At 70.1% G+C, this 16,131-nt stretch carries 15 protein-coding genes; 5 read left to right on the forward strand and 10 right to left on the reverse strand.

What is annotated here, in order from left to right:
• The first annotated feature begins 117 nt into the window (after positions 1-117).
• Positions 118-669 (forward strand): hypothetical protein, encoded by a 552-nt coding sequence (locus OHA58_RS12645; protein ID WP_405478785.1) that lies wholly within the window; start codon positions 118-120, stop codon positions 667-669.
• On the opposite strand, the gene OHA58_RS12650 is transcribed toward OHA58_RS12645, so the two are convergent.
• Complete coding sequence (locus tag OHA58_RS12650) at positions 656-1,159, reverse strand: ATP-binding protein (protein WP_405478786.1); 504 nt, start codon at positions 1,157-1,159, stop codon at positions 656-658. The genes OHA58_RS12645 and OHA58_RS12650 overlap by 14 nt on opposite strands.
• A 239-nt stretch (positions 1,160-1,398) precedes the next feature.
• On the opposite strand from OHA58_RS12650, the gene OHA58_RS12655 reads away from it, so the two are divergent.
• Entirely contained in the window at positions 1,399-2,253 is an 855-nt protein-coding gene (locus OHA58_RS12655) for a helix-turn-helix domain-containing protein (protein ID WP_405478787.1), read from the forward strand.
• Positions 2,254-2,264: 11 nt separating this feature from the next.
• Positions 2,265-2,456, forward strand: coding sequence for a hypothetical protein (locus OHA58_RS12660; RefSeq protein WP_405478788.1), 192 nt, complete (start codon positions 2,265-2,267; stop codon positions 2,454-2,456).
• Between the two features lie 84 nt (positions 2,457-2,540).
• Here OHA58_RS12660 and OHA58_RS12665 read toward each other — a convergent pair whose 3' ends face one another.
• From OHA58_RS12665 to OHA58_RS12700, 8 genes are all read right to left on the reverse strand, one after another.
• A complete protein-coding gene (locus tag OHA58_RS12665; RefSeq protein WP_405478789.1) occupies positions 2,541-3,242 on the reverse strand; it encodes a hypothetical protein in 702 nt (233 codons plus the stop codon).
• Between the two features lie 25 nt (positions 3,243-3,267).
• Positions 3,268-4,620 (reverse strand): Nramp family divalent metal transporter, encoded by a 1,353-nt coding sequence (locus tag OHA58_RS12670; RefSeq protein WP_405478790.1) that lies wholly within the window; start codon positions 4,618-4,620, stop codon positions 3,268-3,270.
• Between the two features lie 60 nt (positions 4,621-4,680).
• Entirely contained in the window at positions 4,681-5,187 is a 507-nt protein-coding gene (locus OHA58_RS12675) for a hypothetical protein (RefSeq protein ID WP_405478791.1), read from the reverse strand.
• 268 nt (positions 5,188-5,455) lie between these two features.
• On the reverse strand, positions 5,456-6,223 hold the full coding sequence (locus tag OHA58_RS12680) for a transposase (protein ID WP_405476455.1): 768 nt from the start codon (positions 6,221-6,223) through the stop codon (positions 5,456-5,458).
• A gap of 43 nt (positions 6,224-6,266) precedes the next feature.
• The gene (locus OHA58_RS12685; protein WP_405484934.1) at positions 6,267-7,742 is read right to left on the reverse strand and encodes a GntP family permease; all 1,476 of its coding nucleotides are present in this window, start codon (positions 7,740-7,742) and stop codon (positions 6,267-6,269) included.
• A 131-nt stretch (positions 7,743-7,873) separates the two neighbouring features.
• The gene (locus OHA58_RS12690; protein WP_405478792.1) at positions 7,874-8,284 is read right to left on the reverse strand and encodes a RidA family protein; all 411 of its coding nucleotides are present in this window, start codon (positions 8,282-8,284) and stop codon (positions 7,874-7,876) included.
• On the reverse strand, positions 8,281-9,105 hold the full coding sequence (locus OHA58_RS12695) for an IclR family transcriptional regulator (protein WP_405478793.1): 825 nt from the start codon (positions 9,103-9,105) through the stop codon (positions 8,281-8,283). The genes OHA58_RS12690 and OHA58_RS12695 overlap by 4 nt, the downstream gene beginning before the upstream one ends.
• Entirely contained in the window at positions 9,102-10,160 is a 1,059-nt protein-coding gene (locus OHA58_RS12700; RefSeq protein ID WP_405478794.1) for a sugar kinase, read from the reverse strand. The genes OHA58_RS12695 and OHA58_RS12700 overlap by 4 nt, the downstream gene beginning before the upstream one ends.
• A 150-nt stretch (positions 10,161-10,310) precedes the next feature.
• On the opposite strand from OHA58_RS12700, the gene OHA58_RS12705 reads away from it, so the two are divergent.
• Both OHA58_RS12705 and OHA58_RS12710 read left to right on the forward strand, forming a co-directional pair.
• Positions 10,311-11,609 (forward strand): amino acid deaminase, encoded by a 1,299-nt coding sequence (locus tag OHA58_RS12705; protein WP_405478795.1) that lies wholly within the window; start codon positions 10,311-10,313, stop codon positions 11,607-11,609.
• A gap of 205 nt (positions 11,610-11,814) precedes the next feature.
• A complete protein-coding gene (locus OHA58_RS12710; protein WP_405478796.1) occupies positions 11,815-13,410 on the forward strand; it encodes an amidohydrolase family protein in 1,596 nt (531 codons plus the stop codon).
• 30 nt (positions 13,411-13,440) lie between these two features.
• On the opposite strand, the gene OHA58_RS12715 is transcribed toward OHA58_RS12710, so the two are convergent.
• A complete protein-coding gene (locus OHA58_RS12715; protein ID WP_405478797.1) occupies positions 13,441-16,080 on the reverse strand; it encodes a WD40/YVTN/BNR-like repeat-containing protein in 2,640 nt (879 codons plus the stop codon).
• Between the last annotated feature and the right edge of the window lie 51 nt (positions 16,081-16,131).

The following is a 16,131-nucleotide window of genomic DNA, read 5'->3' on the forward strand; positions in this document are numbered from 1 at the left end:
CGGCGCTGCTGTGTGCCACAGCGGTTCACGCGCTGACGCTCTGCTACCGGCGCGCCGCCCCTGGCAGAATCGCGTCACGGGTGCGCGCCGCGCAGGCGCGTGAGGTGGGGGTTGGCTGTGAAGAGGATTGTCGGCGGGGTCGTCTTGAGTGCCGTCGTGGTCGGGGCCGGGCTGTGGGGTGTTCTTGGGCCGAGCGGTGCTCGGGAGGCCCGGGCCGCGTCGCCGGCCGCCTTCAAGCTGTGGGCCGCGGCCGCCCACGCCGCCGTCGCGCGTGAGGGTGGGACCGCCACCTTCAACCAGCGCAACGGCAACGGAGTCTCCGGCGCTCACCAGCTCGGCCTGCGCAACGGCGGCCACGCCACCATCCGTATCCGCGATCTCGACCAGTCCCCCGAGAAGGCCACGATGATCGAGGGCCGGACGTATTCACTGACCTTCGCCTGCGCCGGTTCGGGCAAATTCACCGTCCATGCCGTCGGCGCGACGGCTATCCGGCGGGACATGTACTGCACGCCCGCCAAGAAGGTCGAGACCGTCAGCCTCAATCATCTTGAGGGCAGTCACATAGGCGAGCACCGGTGGGACGGGCGCATGGACCTGACCATCACCACCCAGGGCGTGCAGGGCATCCTCTCCTGGCACGCCGCCCAGATGTTCATCGCGGACTGACCACACCCGGCCCGCCGTACGCCGACGCCGTGCTCGTACGCGGCAGCGTCGCCCACATGCGCGTACCGCCGCCCGGTTCGCGTGCCGGACCATATCCCCAGTCGCCCCCGCAGGTACGGGTGACGCAGGCCAGCAGACGTAGCGCCGCCCGGCGCCGGGCCTCGCAGGCCGCGGCGACCCGGGCGTTCGTGTGGCGTGGGTGACTGTCGTACGTGATCAGGCGCAGCGCGTCCTCGCGATAGCGCAGCGATACGTAAATCTCGGGTGAGGCAGTGAATTGGCAGGCTGTGGCCGTCAGTTCGGCCATTGCCTGCAGCGCCGCGTCCAGGATGTCGCGCAGTCCGTGCGCCGCGAGCAGCGTGCGGGTCGCTGCGCGCGCCATCGCGGGTGACGTGAGCGTGGAGGGGAGGGTGAGGCTGTACGTGAGGTTCTCGGGCGTGGGGGCCGTGCGGTCCGCGTGCGCGGGGCAGACGGAGAGGGTGACCGGCATGGCGAACTCCCTTGTGGGGTGGAGCGGGCAACAGTCGGTGGCTCGTCTCCCTGACGCGAACCCGACCCTTCCAGGGAGGAAGCGTGCGGGCAGGCTCGCGTGATGCACTGCCAACTGCCGTGTGTAGCTTGCGCGTTACTGACTGTAGCGTGACTGGAGTACATGTACTACGGCTATGGATGCATTCACCCATCCGGGCCCCGAGGCAGACTGTCCCCATCGCCGTCACTGGAGGTCTCATGCCGCCGAGAAGCACACCGACCGAGCGTCAGCGGCGCCTCGGGGCGGAGTTGCGCAAGATGCGGACCGCCGCCGGGATGACGACTGAGTTCGCCGCCGGCCTTCTCGGCGTCCCCCGCACCAATGTGCCCAACATGGAGTCCGGACGGTCCGGCATCAGCCCGGAGCGCGTCCGCACACTCGCGGCCAACTACGGCTGCGCGGACCGGGGACTCGTGGACGCACTCGCGGACATGGCGGGCGAGCGGGTCAAAGGGTGGTGGGAAGCTTACCGGCCCCAACTCCCAGCCACTTTCCTGGACATCTCGGAGTTGGAGTGGCATGCACGCAAGCTCCGCATTGCCCTCACCGTTCACCTGCCCGGGCTGATCCAGACCGAGGAGCACGCGCGGGCCGTCTTCGAACACGTCATTCCACCCCTGCCCGAGCACGACATCGACGTACGGGTCGCTCACCGAATGGAGCGCCAGCAAGTCCTGGACAGAGCCGATCCGCCCCGGCTCGAACTCACCATGCACGAGGCAGCGCTCCGTATGCAGTTCGGAGGCCCCGGCGTCGCCAGGCTTCAGCTGGAGCACATCCTGAGCGTGGGCGAACGCCCCGAAGTGTCTGTACGGGTAGTGCCGTTCAAGGCCGGCGGCTTCCCCGGAGCGGGGCAGTCGGTCGTATACGCCGAGGGGCCAGTGGCCGATCTCGACACCGTGGAACTCGATGCCACTCACGGCCCGGAATTCATCGACTCCGCAATGCAGTTGCATAAGTACCGTGCTCAGTTCCGTGCGCTGGAGGCGGTGGCCTTGCCGCCCGAGGCGTCCCGTGATCTCATCCGAACGCTCGCCGACGACCTCGTGTAGGAGAAGTCACCGTGCCGACCATCACCTGGGAAGACCCCTTCTGTGGCGAGGGCGCCAACTGCTTCCGCCTAGGAACCGACCCCCACGGCAACGCCTACATCACCGTCGCCGGAAGCGAAGAAACGTATCTCACCGACTCCCGCGAGGCGCTCCGCGCGATGATCCTGGACATCAAAGCCGGCAAGGCGGATCACCTGCTCTGACGCCACCGGCGGTGATTGGACGATTTGGGCCACCGATCTCCGCCGCCAAGGTCTTCCAACGGCCCAAATCCGCCAATCAACGCCCTACATCTCCCTCGCCGGTGACGAAGGCACCTCTCCCGGCGTCGCGCCCGCATCCGCGTAGCGGCCCGCCCGTACCGCCCCCGCCGCGCACACGAACGTCGCTGCCAGCAGCGTCCATTCCAGGGTCCCCATCCAGCCCGGGACCAGGTCATACGTCTTGCCGTCCGCGTAGACGCACGTCGTCTGCGCGGGGAACGGTGTGCGGTGGACCGACTGCGCCCGTTCGTAGATGCCCGTGGTGAAGGCCGAGCAGGTCTGGAGGGGGTCGCTCTTCGGGGAGCCCGTGGTGAGGAACGCGAGAGCGTAGACCGCGGCCAGTGCGGCGGCCCCGGTGATCGCCAGCTTGCTCAGGCGGGACGCCGCCTTCGCGCCGCGGACGCCGGTGAGTTCCAGGGCGAGCGCGCCCAGGCCCGACACGGTCAGGACCACGACCGCCGCCCAGAAGATCCAGACGAGTGCGCCCGCGCTGGAGAGGGTCGTGCCGTCCTCGTACACGCAGCTCACGTTGGGCGGGAAGCTGCTCTCCTCCAGGCGGAAGCGGCCACCCGGGCCGACCATTCCCTGGGCGCACCGCTCGTCCTGCTCGGAGATCCCGGTGACGAGCCAGGACACCATCCACACGACGAACGTGGCCCCGAGGGCAACCCCGAAGACCCCCCACAACCGGTCGGCGTCACGCCGCGATGCACGTATGTTCGGCATGACGCGGGAGCCTAGCGAACGCTCGTCAGAAGAACTCCGACCAAGGCTGGTCCCAGATCTGCTGGGCACACAGGACGATGAACAGCAGGCCCGCCACCGCCAGCATTCCGTTGCTCAGCCAGCTGTTGCGCCATTCCCTGGGCGTGCGGGAGGAGTTGAGGAGCCAGATCAAGGTCAGGGCCAGGAAGGGCATGAAGGCTGCGCCCAGTACTCCGTAGAGGATGATCAGGCGGAATGGCTGGCCCTGGAAGAGGAGAATGATCGGGGGGAAGGTGAGCCAGAGCAGGTAGGCGCGGAACGGCCAGCCCTTCTCTCGTTGGCCCGTTGCCACGTCCTCGCCCGTCACCGACACCCGGTCCGCGCGGACGCGTGTGCGGCGGTAGCGCTCCACGAAGTCCGCGAACATCAGGCTCACCCCGTGCCACACGCCGATCAGGGACGTGAACGACGTGGCGAAGAAGCCGATCAGGAAGAGTTTGGCCGTTGCCGTGCCGTACTGGGCCTGGAGGATCGCCGTCAGGTCGATCAGGCCCTTGTCGCCCGCCGCGATCTGCGTGTGTGAGGCGTGCAGGAGTTCCGCGCCGACGAACAGCATCGCGACGACGAAGATGCCCGTCGTGATGTACGCGACCCGGTTGTCCAGGCGCATGACCTTCATCCAGCGCGCGTTCGTCCAGCCCTTCGCGTTGACCCAATAGCCGTACGCGGCCAGCGTGATGGTGCCGCCGACGCCGCCGATCAGGCCGAGGGTGTTGAGGATCGAGTCCTTCTCGTCGGGGAGTACGGGGAGCAGGCCCGCGAACGCGTCGCCCAAGTGCGGGGTCACCCTGATCGCCAGGTAGACCGTCACGACGAACATGACGCCCACGAGGACCGTCATGACCTTTTCGAAGATCGCGTACTTGTTGAACCAGACGAAGGCGAGACCGATCAGGCCGCAGATGATCGCCCACGGCTTGATCGACCAGTCGGCCGGGAACACGTCCGGGAACAGCGCCTGGAGCGGCAGCGCGCTCGACGACATCGCCGCCGCGCCGTACACGAAGCCCCAGACGACGACGTAGACCACGAAGAAGTACGTCGTCCAGCGGCCGAGGCTCGCCCAGCCGTCGAACAGGGTGCGGCCCGTCGACAGGTGCCAGCGGCCCGCCGCCTCCGCCAGGCTGATCTTGACCAGGCAGCCGATCACCGCCGCCCACAGCAGGGTGTAGCCGAAGTTACTGCCCGCGATCAGGGTGGCGACCAGGTCGCCGGCGCCGACGCCCGTCGCGGCGACGACGATGCCCGGGCCGATGTACTTCCAACTCGACTTGCGGGGCTGTGTGTTGAGTTGCGCGGTGCCGGTTCCCGTTCCTGTGTTGCCCGTGGTGTCCGCCATACCGTCAAGGAAGCGTAAAGCACGGCAGGGGGCAAGAGGGCTTGCCGGAACTTGTGCCGGTCAGTCCTCGAAGTACGCGTCCAGGACCTTGTCGAGCTCGTCCGCCCACTCCTGGGCGCGCGCCTTGTTCGGGGCCTCCACGTCGTTCGGGTACCAGCGGCTGTCCGGGGTGTGGACCGTGACGGTGAGGCGGCGCCGGGACGTGCCCACCTCGACCGCGCCGATCTCGTCCCAGCGGAACTCGGCCTCCTGGTCATCGAGTTGGAGGCGCACGCCGGTTGCGTCCGCGGTGATCGAGCCGCGGCGGTCGGAGGCGGTGAAGTCCGGGCCGGCCGCGTCAGCGGATGAGGCGTCGGTCGGGGCGTCGGCCACGTCCTCGGCGGGCTCCGGTTCCGGCTCCGTGTCCAGCTCCTCCGCCGGTTCCGTCGGCTCCGTCTTCTCCAGTGACAGAGCCTTCCCCTCCGTCTCCGGGGCCTGGCGCGGGGGCGTGAGGCCGGGGACGGAGGCCGGGTCGGCTCCGGCGGCGTCTACGGGCGTGACCTTCTGAGTGTCTATGCGCTGCTCCACGGAGCGAAGTATGGCGGACGAGCCTGTGGGGCGGGACCCTCAGCCCCGCGGAAGATCCGCGCGCCGCCGCACCGGAGAGAAGTAGACCGGCAGGACCTCAAGCAGTGAGACGTCGGGCCGGCGGAGGAATTCTCCGCCGGCCCGACGTCTCAGCAGTCAGTGCGCGGCCCGCGTCCTGGACGAAGGCCGGCCCCGCGTCCTAAGGGTTGTCCCGTAAATGATCACCGGGTCGATGAGGGCATGGCGGCTCGGTCGTCGGCGGCCTTGCCTATCCGGTGAGGTTGAGGTTGTGCAGGCGTGCGATGCCGAGCATGGCGTGGTGGACGCCGTCGCCCTTGAGCCGGCAGTCGCGGAGGATCTTCCAGCACTTCATGCGCGCGAAGACGTGCTCGACGCGGGCCCGTACCTGCTTGTGTGACTTGTTGTGCCTTTCCTTCCACTCGGGCAGTTCCTCGCCCTTGCGGCGCCGGTGGGGCATCACGAGTCCGGTGCCCGGGTAGCCGCCGTCGGCGATCGTCATGGTCTTGCCGACGGCGGCTTTGGCTCCGGATTCCTCCCACGCCCTGCAGTCGTTGCGGTTGCCGGGAAGGGACTCGCCGACCACGACGACCAGGCGGGTGTCGGCGTCGATGACGACCTGGTGATTGGTGGAGTAGCGGTAGTTCTTGGACTGTTCGGCGATGCTGTGGTCTCGGGTGGGGACCAGGGTGCCGTCCACGATGAGCACGGTGTCTTTCGCGAAACGCTTCCTGGGCTGCAGGGCGAGGAGCGGGCCGAGCTGGTCGATGATGCGGTCGGCCGCCGACTTGGAGACGCCGAACAGCGGGGCTATCTGGCGCATCGTCAAGTTCGTGCGCCAGTACGCCGCGACCAGCAACACGCGGTCTTCCAGCGGCAGACCCCACGGCCGGCCCCGCCGCACCGCGTCCGCGCCCTCGCGGCGCAGCGCAGCCACCAACTTCCCGAAGCAGCGCGGGCTCAGCCCGGTGAACGGGCCTATCCAGGACGGCTCCGACGCCGTGATCACACCAGCCACACCAAGATCATCTCACCTGTGACCAGCAGTTACGGGACAACCCTTAGACGAAGAGGCTGATCACCGCCGCCACCGCGAAGCCCGCCACCGACAGGACCGACTCCAGGACCGTCCACGTCTTGAGGGTGTCGCGTTCCGAGATGCCGAAGTACTTCGCGACCATCCAGAAGCCGCCGTCGTTGACGTGCGAGGCGAAGATGGAGCCCGCCGAGATGGCCATGATGACCAGGGCCGTGAACGGCTGGGAGTAGTGGCCCGCCTCGATGAGGGGCAAGACGATGCCGGCCGTCGTGACGATCGCGACCGTGGCCGAGCCCTGGGCGACGCGCAGGACCAGGGAGATCAGGTAGGCGAGGACGATGACGGGCAGGCCCACGTCGTTGAACGTGTCGGAGAGGGCCTGGGCGACGCCGCTGCCCTTGAGGACCGCGCCGAAGATGCCGCCCGCGCCGACCACCAGGAGGATGTTGGCGACCGGCTTCAGGGACGCCGTGGACACCGTCTCCAGGGACTTGCGGGACCAGCTGCGGCGGATGCCGAGCAGGTAGTAGGCCAGGAGCAGGGCGATCGTCAGGGCGACGAAGGGGTGGCCGAAGAACTCGATGACCGAGCGGACCGTGGAGGGGTCGAAGGCGATCGAGGAGAACGTGGCCAGGAGGATCAGGACGAGCGGGGTGCCGATGATCGCCAGGACGGTGCCGAGCGGGACCGGCGCCTCGGTCGGCTTCACGCCGGCCTTGCGCTGCTCCTCGACGAGCGCGGCCTTCGCCTCGTCGGCGGCCTCGACCATGTCCTGCGGGACGGGCACGAAGATGCGCTTGCCGATCCACGCGGACCAGACCCAGGCGGCGAGCACGGCGGGGACGCCGCAGATGATGCCCATGAGGATGACCCAGCCGAGCTGGACGTGGAGCAGTCCGGCGGCGGCGACGGGGCCGGGGTGCGGCGGCAGGAACGCGTGGGTCATCGACAGGCCGGCGAGCAGCGGCATGGCGTAGAGGACGATCGACTTGCCGCCGCGCTTGGCGGCCGCGTAGACGATCGGCGCGAGGACGAAGATGCCGACGTCGAAGAAGACCGGGATGCCGAAGATGAGGCCGGTCAGGCCCATGGCGAGGGGGGCGCGCTTCTCGCCGAAGAGGTTCAGGAGGCGGGACGCCAACACCTCGGCGCCGCCGGAGACTTCGAGCACCGCGCCGAGCATGGTGCCGAGTCCGATGATGATCGCCACATGGCCGAGGGTGCCGCCCATGCCGGTCTCGATGAGGGAGACGGCGTCGGACTTCTGGACGGTGCCGAAGAGCTCGGTGACGGAGAGGCCGGCCGCGAGGCCGACGGCTATGGAGACCGTCAGGAGGGCCAGGAAGGGCTGGAGTCTGACCTTGATGATCAGGAAGAGCAGAAGGATGATGCCGAGCGCGGCGCAGGTGAGCAGGCCCGCGGTGCCGCCGATGACCGTGAGGAGTCCGCCGGTATGGGGTGGTGGCGTGGGGGCGGGGGCGGTCGCGGCGAGAGACATGAGGGACATGAGGGGGGACCTCGTAATTCCATGAAACTTTCAGGATCAGGGCAGGGGGGGATCGCGGTGCGGCGCCTCGGGGATCGGCGCCGCACCGTGATGACGTACGGGTTACGGGTGTTGCGAAAGCGTCAGCTCAGGACGGCGAGCGCGTCGATCTCGATGAGGAGACCCTTGGGGAGACCGACGTAGACGGTGGTGCGGGCGGAGGCCGGGGCCTTGAGGCCCTGCTCCTCGAAGTACGCGTTGTAGATCGCGTTCATCTCGGCGAAGTGGTCGACGTCGGTGAGGTAGACGCGCATCATCATGACGTCGTCCCAGCCGGCGCCGCCCTCTTCGAGGATCGCCTTGACGTTGGCGAAGGTCTGGAGGGTCTGCTCGCGCAGGGTCGGGCCCGCGGGGGTGGGGGCCTGGCCCTCCACGGCCGGCAGGAAGCCGACCTGGCCCGCGACCTGAAGGACGTTGCCCTTCTTGACGCCATGCGAGAACTTCGCGGGCGGGGTCGTGTGCGTGGCGGGGGTGAGCGCGGTCTTCTCGGTCATCGTGAGGTGGCTTCCTTGGTGGGGGCTTCTTTGCTGGCGGCCTTGCTGGCGGCCTTGGTGGTGGCCTCTTTGGAGCCGGGTACGGCTCCGGAGTACTCCCGGCTGATCGCGTCGGCCGTGCGGCGGACCAGCGGGAGCAGGGTGAGGAGTTCCTCGGCCGTGACGACCACGTTCGGTGCGGAGACCGACATGGCGGCGACGACGCGGCCGTCCGCACCCCGGATGGGGGCTCCGACGCAGTTGATGGACTCCTCGTGGCCGCCGAGGTCGGTGGCCCAGCCCTGTTCGCGGACGACGGCGAGCTCCTTGAGGAAGGCGCCGGCGTTCGGGGTCGAACGGGCCGTGTACATGGGGTAGTCGAGCTTCTCGGCGATGGCGCGGCGCTCGGCTTCGGAGAGGTCGGCGAGGAGGAGCTTGGCGACGGCGGCGACCGTGATGGCCACCGGCTTGCCGATGCGCGAGTACATACGGACCGGGTAGCGGCTCTCCACCTTGTCGATGTAGAGGACCTCGTTCTCCTCGTACACGGCGAGGTGGACCGTGTGGCCGCACTTCTCGTTGAGCGCGGTGAGGTGGGGGTGGGCGATCTCACGGACGTCGAGGTTCTCGACGGCTTCCTGGGCGAGGGCGAACAGGCGCGCGCCGAGGCGGTAGCGCTGGTCGGACTGGCGGTAGACCAGGCCGTGTTCGTGGAGGGTCCGCAGCAGGCGCAGGGCGGTGGACTTGTGGACGCCGAGGCGGTCGGCGACCTGGCCCAGGTCGGCGGGGCCCTCGGCGAGCAGCGGCAGGATACTCAGCGCTCGGTCGACTGTCTGGCTCATGGCGTACGTACCTCCTCGTCGGCCCTCGCGTCGCCGGCGGTCCAGCCGGGGCCGAGGTGCAGTGTCCCCCAGGAGACGTCGTCGAGGTCGGCGAGGCGGTTGGCGTGGGCGCGGCTCGGGGGCGCGGCGAGGTCGCCGGAGGTGGTGAGGGCGGCAGCGGCCATGAGGTGACCGTGGCGCAGCCGGGCGGGTACGGGCAGGCCGCGCAGGGCGCCGGAGAGGTAGCCGGCGGCGAAGGCGTCGCCGGCGCCGACCGCGGCGACGACGTCCACGCGGGGGGCGGGCTCGGTATGGCGTACGCCGTGTTCGTCGTAGGCGACCGCGCCGTCGGCGCCGCGCTTGACGACGAGCGTCGCGGGTTCGGGGAGGGCGACGCGGATGGCGTCGGGGCCGCCGGTGATGCCCCAGGCGTCCTCGGCCTCGTCCTCGCCGACGAAGACGAGGTCGGCGCCGCGGGCCAGGTCGAGCAGGACGCGGGCGTCGTCGGGGCGGGGCCACAGGCCGGGGCGGTGGTTGACGTCGAAGGAGACGAGGGGCCGGCCGGCGGGTGTGCGGGCGGTGAGGTCGGCGGTGAGGTCGAGGCAGCCGGCGGAGAGCGCGGGCGTGATCCCGGACAGGTGCAGGACGCGGCCGGAGCGGATCGCGGCCAGGTCCATGTTCTGGCTGGTCATCGCGGAGGCGGCGGATCCGGCGCGGTAGTAGGCGACCTCGTGGGCGTCGGTGGCGCGGTCGCCCGCGGTGCGGAAGTAGATGCCGGTGGGGCGGGCGGGGTCGCGGCGTACGGCGGAGGTGTCGACGCCGTACGCGCCGATCGCGTCGACCAGGTGGTCGCCGAAGCCGTCGGCGCCAACGCGGCTGACCCAGCGGACGGTGTGTCCGGCGGCGGCGAGCACGCACGCCACGTTGGACTCGGCTCCGCCGATACCGCGGTCGAAGGACGGTACGTCGGCGAGGCGCCCGGGTACGGAGGGCACGAAGGTGACCATGGACTCGCCGAGCGTGACGACATCCACGGGTGCGTGGTGCGCGGGGGCGGCGGGTCCGGTGGCGGTCACGGTGGTTCGGGCTCCTCGTGGGATCTGGGCTCAGGCCGGGGGGATCAACGGCTCCGTTGACCCGGCGTTGGCTCGGATGTTAGACAGCAGTAAGCGACATACGCAATGACCGTTGCATAATTTGCAACGGCCTTCTTACGAGGAGGCTCCATGGCCGCCGACAGTGCCGTCAACGCCGTAGCCCGTCTCAGGGATCTGGATCTCGAGCGGGTCGACCACCGCTTCAAGGGGCTGCCCCCGGACGCGGAAGGCCTGACCGTCGGCGAGCTCGCGGCCGAGCGCCGCAACCTCTTCACCGGCGGCTTCACCACCCCGGTCCTCGCACTGTCCGCCGAGCGCCTCGAGCACAATCTCGCGCTCATGGAGACATACGCCACTCGCCACGGCCTGGCCTTCGCGCCGCACGGCAAGACCTCGATGGCGCCACAGCTCTTCCACCGCCAGATCGAGCACGGCGCGTGGGGCATCACCCTCGCCGTCCCGCACCAGGTGCGGGTCGCCCGCGCCTTCGGCATCCAGCGGATCTTCCTCGCGAACGAACTCGTCGACCCGGCCGCCCTGCGCTGGCTCGCGGGCGAACTCGACAGCGACCCCGACTTCCGCTTCATCTGTTACGTCGACTCGGTGCGCGCCGTCGAGCTGATGGACGCCGCCCTCGCCGAGGCCGGAGCCACGCGGCCGGTCGACCTGGTCGTGGAGCTGGGCGCGGGCGAGGGCGCGCGCACGGGCGTGCGGACCGAGGCCGAGTGCTTCGACATCGCGAACGCCGTCGCCGCGGCGGACACGCTGCGCCTGGTCGGCGTCGCCGGGTACGAGGGCGAGGTGCCCGACGCGTCGCCCGAGACCGTCGGGGCGTGGCTGCGCCGGCTCACCGCGCTGCTCGTCGACTTCGACAAGGCGAGCCGCTTCGCGGACCTGGACGAGATCGTGGTCAGCGCGGGCGGCAGCGCCTGGTTCGACGCGGTGGCGGACGTGTTCGCCGAACTGCCCGAACTCTCGGCTCCTGTATGCAAGTTGCTGCGCTCGGGCGCGTACGTGTCGCACGACGACGGCCACTACAAGCACCTCACGCCGTTCAACCGGGTCCCCGAGGAGGGCGCGCTGCACCCGGCGTTCCGGCTGTGGGCTCAGGTCGTCTCGCGCCCGACGCCGGAGCAGGCCTTCACGAACGCGGGCAAGCGCGACGCGGCGTACGACCTTGATCTGCCCGAGGCGCAGGTCGTACGGGACGCCCGTACGGGCGAGGTGCGCGAGGCCACCGGCGTGACGGTGACGGGGCTTTCCGACCAGCACGGCTGGGTGCGCACGGACGGGGGCGAGGACCTGGCAGTGGGCGACTGGCTCGGCATGGGCCTGTCGCACCCGTGCACGTCCTTCGACAAGTGGCAGCTGATTCCTCTCGTCGAGGCGGACGGCACGGTTGTGGACTACGTCCGCACGTTCTTCTAGGCGAAGGGCATCGGGGCGGTGGTCTTCTGCGGCTCCGGTGGGGGCTGGTCGCGCAGTTCCCCGCGCCCCTGAGATGCGCACTTCGTGCGGCATCTCATCGGGGAAGGCTGCGCGCAGCGCATGCCTTCAAGGGGCGCGGGGAACTGCGCGACCAGCCACAACGCACCCGCACCCGAACACCCGCACCACAGAGAGGCACCCCCACATGGACCTGGTCATCCGCGGAGCGAACGTCATCGACGGCACCGGAGGTGCCTCCTATCGCGCCGACGTCGGCGTCCAGGACGGCCGGATCACCACGATTCACCGCGAGGGCGCCGGCGCCCGCCCCGCCGGGCGCCGCAACCTCGACGCGGCCGGCCTGGCGGTAGCCCCCGGCTTCATCGACATGCACGCGCACAGCGACCTCGCGCTGCTGCGCGACCCGGACCACAGCGCGAAGGCCGCGCAGGGCGTCACGCTCGAGGTCCTCGGCCAGGACGGCCTCTCGTACGCGCCGGTCGACGACCGCACGCTCGCCGAGGTGCGCCGGGCGATCACCGGCTGGAACGGTGACGGGTCGGACATCGACTTCGACTGGCGCACGGTCGGCGAGTACCTGGACCGCCTCGACCGCGGCATCGCGGTCAACGCCGCGTACCTGATCCCGCAGGGCACCGTGCGGATGTACGCGGTGGGCTGGGACGACCGCGACGCGACGCCCGAGGAGCTCGGCCGCATGCGGCAGCTCGTCGCCGAGGGCATGGAGCAGGGCGCCGTCGGCATGTCGTCCGGCCTCACCTACACGCCCGGCATGTACGCGAAGGACGCCGAACTCACCGAGCTGTGCCGGGTCGTGGCCTCGTACGACGGCTACTACTGCCCGCACCACCGCTCGTACGGCGCCGGGGCGCTCGACGCGTACCGGGAGATGGTGGAGCTCACCCGCGAGGCGGGCTGTCCGCTCCATCTCGCGCACGCCACCATGAACTTCGGGGTGAACAAGGGCAAGGCGCCCGAGCTGATCTCCCTGCTCGACGCGGCGCTCGCCGGCGGCGCCGACATCTCGCTCGACACGTACCCGTACACGCCGGGCAGCACGACGCTCGTCGCGATGCTGCCGAGCTGGGCGAGCGAGGGCGGCCCCGACGAGATCATGAAGCGGCTGCAGGACGACGCGACCGCCGAGAAGATCCGCCACCACATGGAGGTCATCGGGGCGGACGGCTGCCACGGTGTGCCCATCGAGTGGGACGCCATCGAGATCTCCGGCGTGTCCGACCCGGGGCTCGCGTCCTGCGTCGGCAAGACGGTCCAGGAGTCGGCCCACATGCGCGGCGAGGCGCCGTGGGTGACCGCGCGCCGTCTGCTCATCAACGACAAGCTGGGCTCGACGATCCTCCAGCACGTCGGCCACGAGGAGAACGTCCGGGCGATCATGCAGCACCCGGTGCACACGGGCGGCAGCGACGGGATCCTCCAGGGCTTCAAGCCGCACCCGCGCGCGTACGGCACGTTCCCGCACTACCTGGGCCGCTACGCGCGCGAGCTCGGCATCATGTCGCTGGAGGAGACGGTCGCTCACCTCACGTCACGTCCCGCGGCGCGGCTGCGCCTGGCCGACCGCGGCCTGGTCCGCGAGGGCTACCGCGCCGACCTGGTCCTCTTCGACCCGGAGACGGTCGCGGCGGGCTCCACGTTCGAGGCGCCGCGCACGCTCCCCGTGGGCATCCCGCACGTCCTGATCGACGGGAAGTTCGTGATGGAGGACGGGCGCCGCACGGACGTGCTCGCGGGGCGGTCGGTACGCCGGACCGTGTGAGGTCCCGCGCACCGGCCGCCCCTCCCCCGGCTACGGCATCGGGGTCTTCCAGATCCCCCTTCCGTGCGTCGCCACGTACATCTGGCGGCCGTCCGGGCTCGGCGTCAGATAGACGGCCGGGGCGGTCGGCAGGCCGGCGCCGAGGCGCTGCCAGTGGCCGTCGGAGCCGCGGGCGGCGGTGAACACGCCGAGGTCCGTGGCGACGGCGAGGGTGCCCGACGGCGTGATCAGCAGGGAGTTCGCGGGCGCGTCCGGGAAGGAGTCCGTGGCGGCGGGGTCACCGCTGACGTCGTGCCAGGTCGCTCCGCCGTCGGTGGTGCGCCAGACATGGCCGTAGCCGGCGCCCGCGCCCTCGTTCCAGTGCCGTGAGAAGCCGTTGACGACGGCGTAGACCGTGCCGCCCGACGCGTCGGAGGGATCGATGGCGACGTCGGAGATGTAGCGGTTGGGGAAGTCGGCGGGCAGGGACACCTGGTGCCAGGTGCCGCCGTAGTTGGTGACGATGCCCCGGCCGAATGCGGCGCCCGGGTTGCAGGAGCCGCACCAGGCGCCCCACACGACCCGGTCACGGCTGGCGACGGCGGTCGTGGAGTGGCCCGCGCCCGTGTCGTACAGCTGCGTCCAGTCGTCCCCGTCCTCGGTGGCCCAGGTCTTGGTGTTGCCCCAGATGTACTCGCCGCCCGCGACCCAGTAGCCGGAGTCCTCGTCGTCCGCGGAGAACGGCGCGATGAAGCGGGCGAGCGGGTCCTCGGGCGCGATGTCGGTGATGGCGTCCTCTTCACCGTCGTCGCTCGCCGTGTAGCCGCAGTTGCGGGTGATCTGGAGGGCCAGGTTGGTGTACTCGCCGACCGTCTCGCAGCCGTTGGCCGGGTTGACGAGCTGGTCGCCGCCGTCGCCGCCGAACGGGGAGACCATCTGCCCGTCGGGGTTCAGCTGCTGTCCCTGGTACGTCGATCCCTTCGGCGCGAGCAGCGAGACGCCGTTGTCCTGGAGGCCGCCCCAGACCGCGTCGCCGCTGCCGTCCGTCATGCGGCCCGCACCCACCGAGTAGTACTGCAGGTTGCGCAGGGTGCCGGACTCGTTGAGGTTGCGCCAGCCGGGCGTCTTCTGCGCGGTGGACCGGGCGTAGGCGCCGCCGTCGTTGCCGACGTAGACCTGCGGTGTGCCGCCCTTCCACCGGGAGAAGGCGATGGCGTGCTGGTCGGAGTGCATGACGTCGCCGTCACAGGTGTTGCTGTCCTGGTCGTACGAGAAGCAGGACAGGCCGAAGTTCCAGTACCGGCCCACCGCGTGCCAGTTGGCGCCGCCGTCCCGTGTCTCGAACATCTCCTCAAGGCCGAGATAGACGTGGTCCGGGTCGGCCGGGTCGACGGCGACGATCTGGTCGTACCAGGCCTGGGATCCCGGCTGGTAGCCGGAACCGATCTCGTTGATCTTCATCGCGGAGCCGCTCGCGGAGAGCTGGGCGGCGTTCGCGATCTGCTTGAAGGAGCCGCTCGCGTTGCCGCTCCGGCTGACGTACACGCCCGCGAGGACCGAGTAGACGCCCGCGCCCGACGCCTTGTTGAGGAGTTTGGGGGACTCCATGGAGACGTAGAGCTTGCTGCCGTCGGCAGCGTACGCGAAGGACGCGTTGCCTATCTCGGCGGGGTTGATCGCGCCCGTCGGGTTGGCGCGCTTCCAGGTGGTGCCGGCGTCCTCGGAGTAGTAGAAGCCGTTGTAGTCGGCCCCGCTGCGCCAGGCGACGTTCGCGAGGAGTTTCCTGCCGTCGCTGCCGGGCTGTACGGCGATGTCGTTGGCGATGTCCGCGTACTCGGCGGAGACTCCGCAGCCGGTGCCGCTCACGCCGACGCCCGCGCAGGGCGCGAGGACCTTCGTCCAGGCCGAGGACTGCGCGGCCGACAGCGGGCGCCGGAACAGTCCGTGCGAGGAGGCCGCGAAGACGTACCCGGCCGCGGTGTCGAAGGTGACATTGTGAATGGAGGAGTTGTCGAGCTGCGTGCCTCCGACCTTGTCGCTCTCGGCGAAAGTGCCGTGCACGGGGTCGGCGAGCCGGTAGACGCCGCTGCCGAGGTAGTTGTCGGACGCGGTGGTCGCCTCGCCGGTGGCCAGCCACAGGGAGCCGTCGGGCGCGGTGGCGAGCGCGCCCACGGACAGGGCGGGCAGGTGGTCGGCGATCGGCGTCCAGGTCGCGCCGTCGTCCGTGGAGCGGAACACGCCGCCGCCGGCCGCGCCCGCGTAGACGACGCCCTGGTGGGTCGGATCGGTGGCGAGCGCGGCGATGCGGCCCGCCGAATGGCCCGCTCCGCCACCGGAGTTGGAGGCGGAGTGGTCGCGGTAGTGGAGCGCGTCCTCGTTGTACGGGGACGTGGTGACCTCGCCCCATGTGCCGGTCTTCACCGGCATGTTCGTGATGTGTTTCCAGGCGTCGGCGTAGGCGCCCGCCGCTACCTGGCCGCTGGGTGAGAGCCGCGGCTCGTTGAACGAGTCGATGGACTCCATCAGCTCATGGGACTCGTCGCCCGCCACCTCGTGGCGGCCGTGCCCCTCGTCGTCCTCCCCGTACGCGGCGACGGATCCCGTCCCCGCGACCAGGAGTACCGCCGCGCAGAGGGCGAGGGCCGTTCTGGCCCCCCTGCCCGATCTGTGCCCGTCGGAAAACCCGTGCATGGTGTCTCCGGTTCTTCGGCACGGAGCGGTGGCCGCCCCACACGGCCACGC

The organism is Streptomyces sp. NBC_00009, assembly GCF_045040855.1.
GTDB lineage: Bacteria > Actinomycetota > Actinomycetes > Streptomycetales > Streptomycetaceae > Streptomyces > Streptomyces aureus.

Coding starts and splice junctions, on each gene's coding strand:
- OHA58_RS12655 (WP_405478787.1), top strand. CDS start 1,399: ATGCCGCCGAGAAGCACACCGACCGAGCGTCAGCGGCGCCTCGGGGCG.
- OHA58_RS12690 (WP_405478792.1), bottom strand. CDS start 8,284: ATGACCGAGAAGACCGCGCTCACCCCCGCCACGCACACGACCCCGCCC.
- OHA58_RS12695 (WP_405478793.1), bottom strand. CDS start 9,105: ATGAGCCAGACAGTCGACCGAGCGCTGAGTATCCTGCCGCTGCTCGCC.
- OHA58_RS12650 (WP_405478786.1), bottom strand. CDS start 1,159: ATGCCGGTCACCCTCTCCGTCTGCCCCGCGCACGCGGACCGCACGGCC.
- OHA58_RS12685 (WP_405484934.1), bottom strand. CDS start 7,742: ATGTCTCTCGCCGCGACCGCCCCCGCCCCCACGCCACCACCCCATACC.
- OHA58_RS12710 (WP_405478796.1), top strand. CDS start 11,815: ATGGACCTGGTCATCCGCGGAGCGAACGTCATCGACGGCACCGGAGGT.
- OHA58_RS12665 (WP_405478789.1), bottom strand. CDS start 3,242: ATGCCGAACATACGTGCATCGCGGCGTGACGCCGACCGGTTGTGGGGG.
- OHA58_RS12715 (WP_405478797.1), bottom strand. CDS start 16,080: ATGCACGGGTTTTCCGACGGGCACAGATCGGGCAGGGGGGCCAGAACG.
- OHA58_RS12705 (WP_405478795.1), top strand. CDS start 10,311: ATGGCCGCCGACAGTGCCGTCAACGCCGTAGCCCGTCTCAGGGATCTG.
- OHA58_RS12670 (WP_405478790.1), bottom strand. CDS start 4,620: ATGGCGGACACCACGGGCAACACAGGAACGGGAACCGGCACCGCGCAA.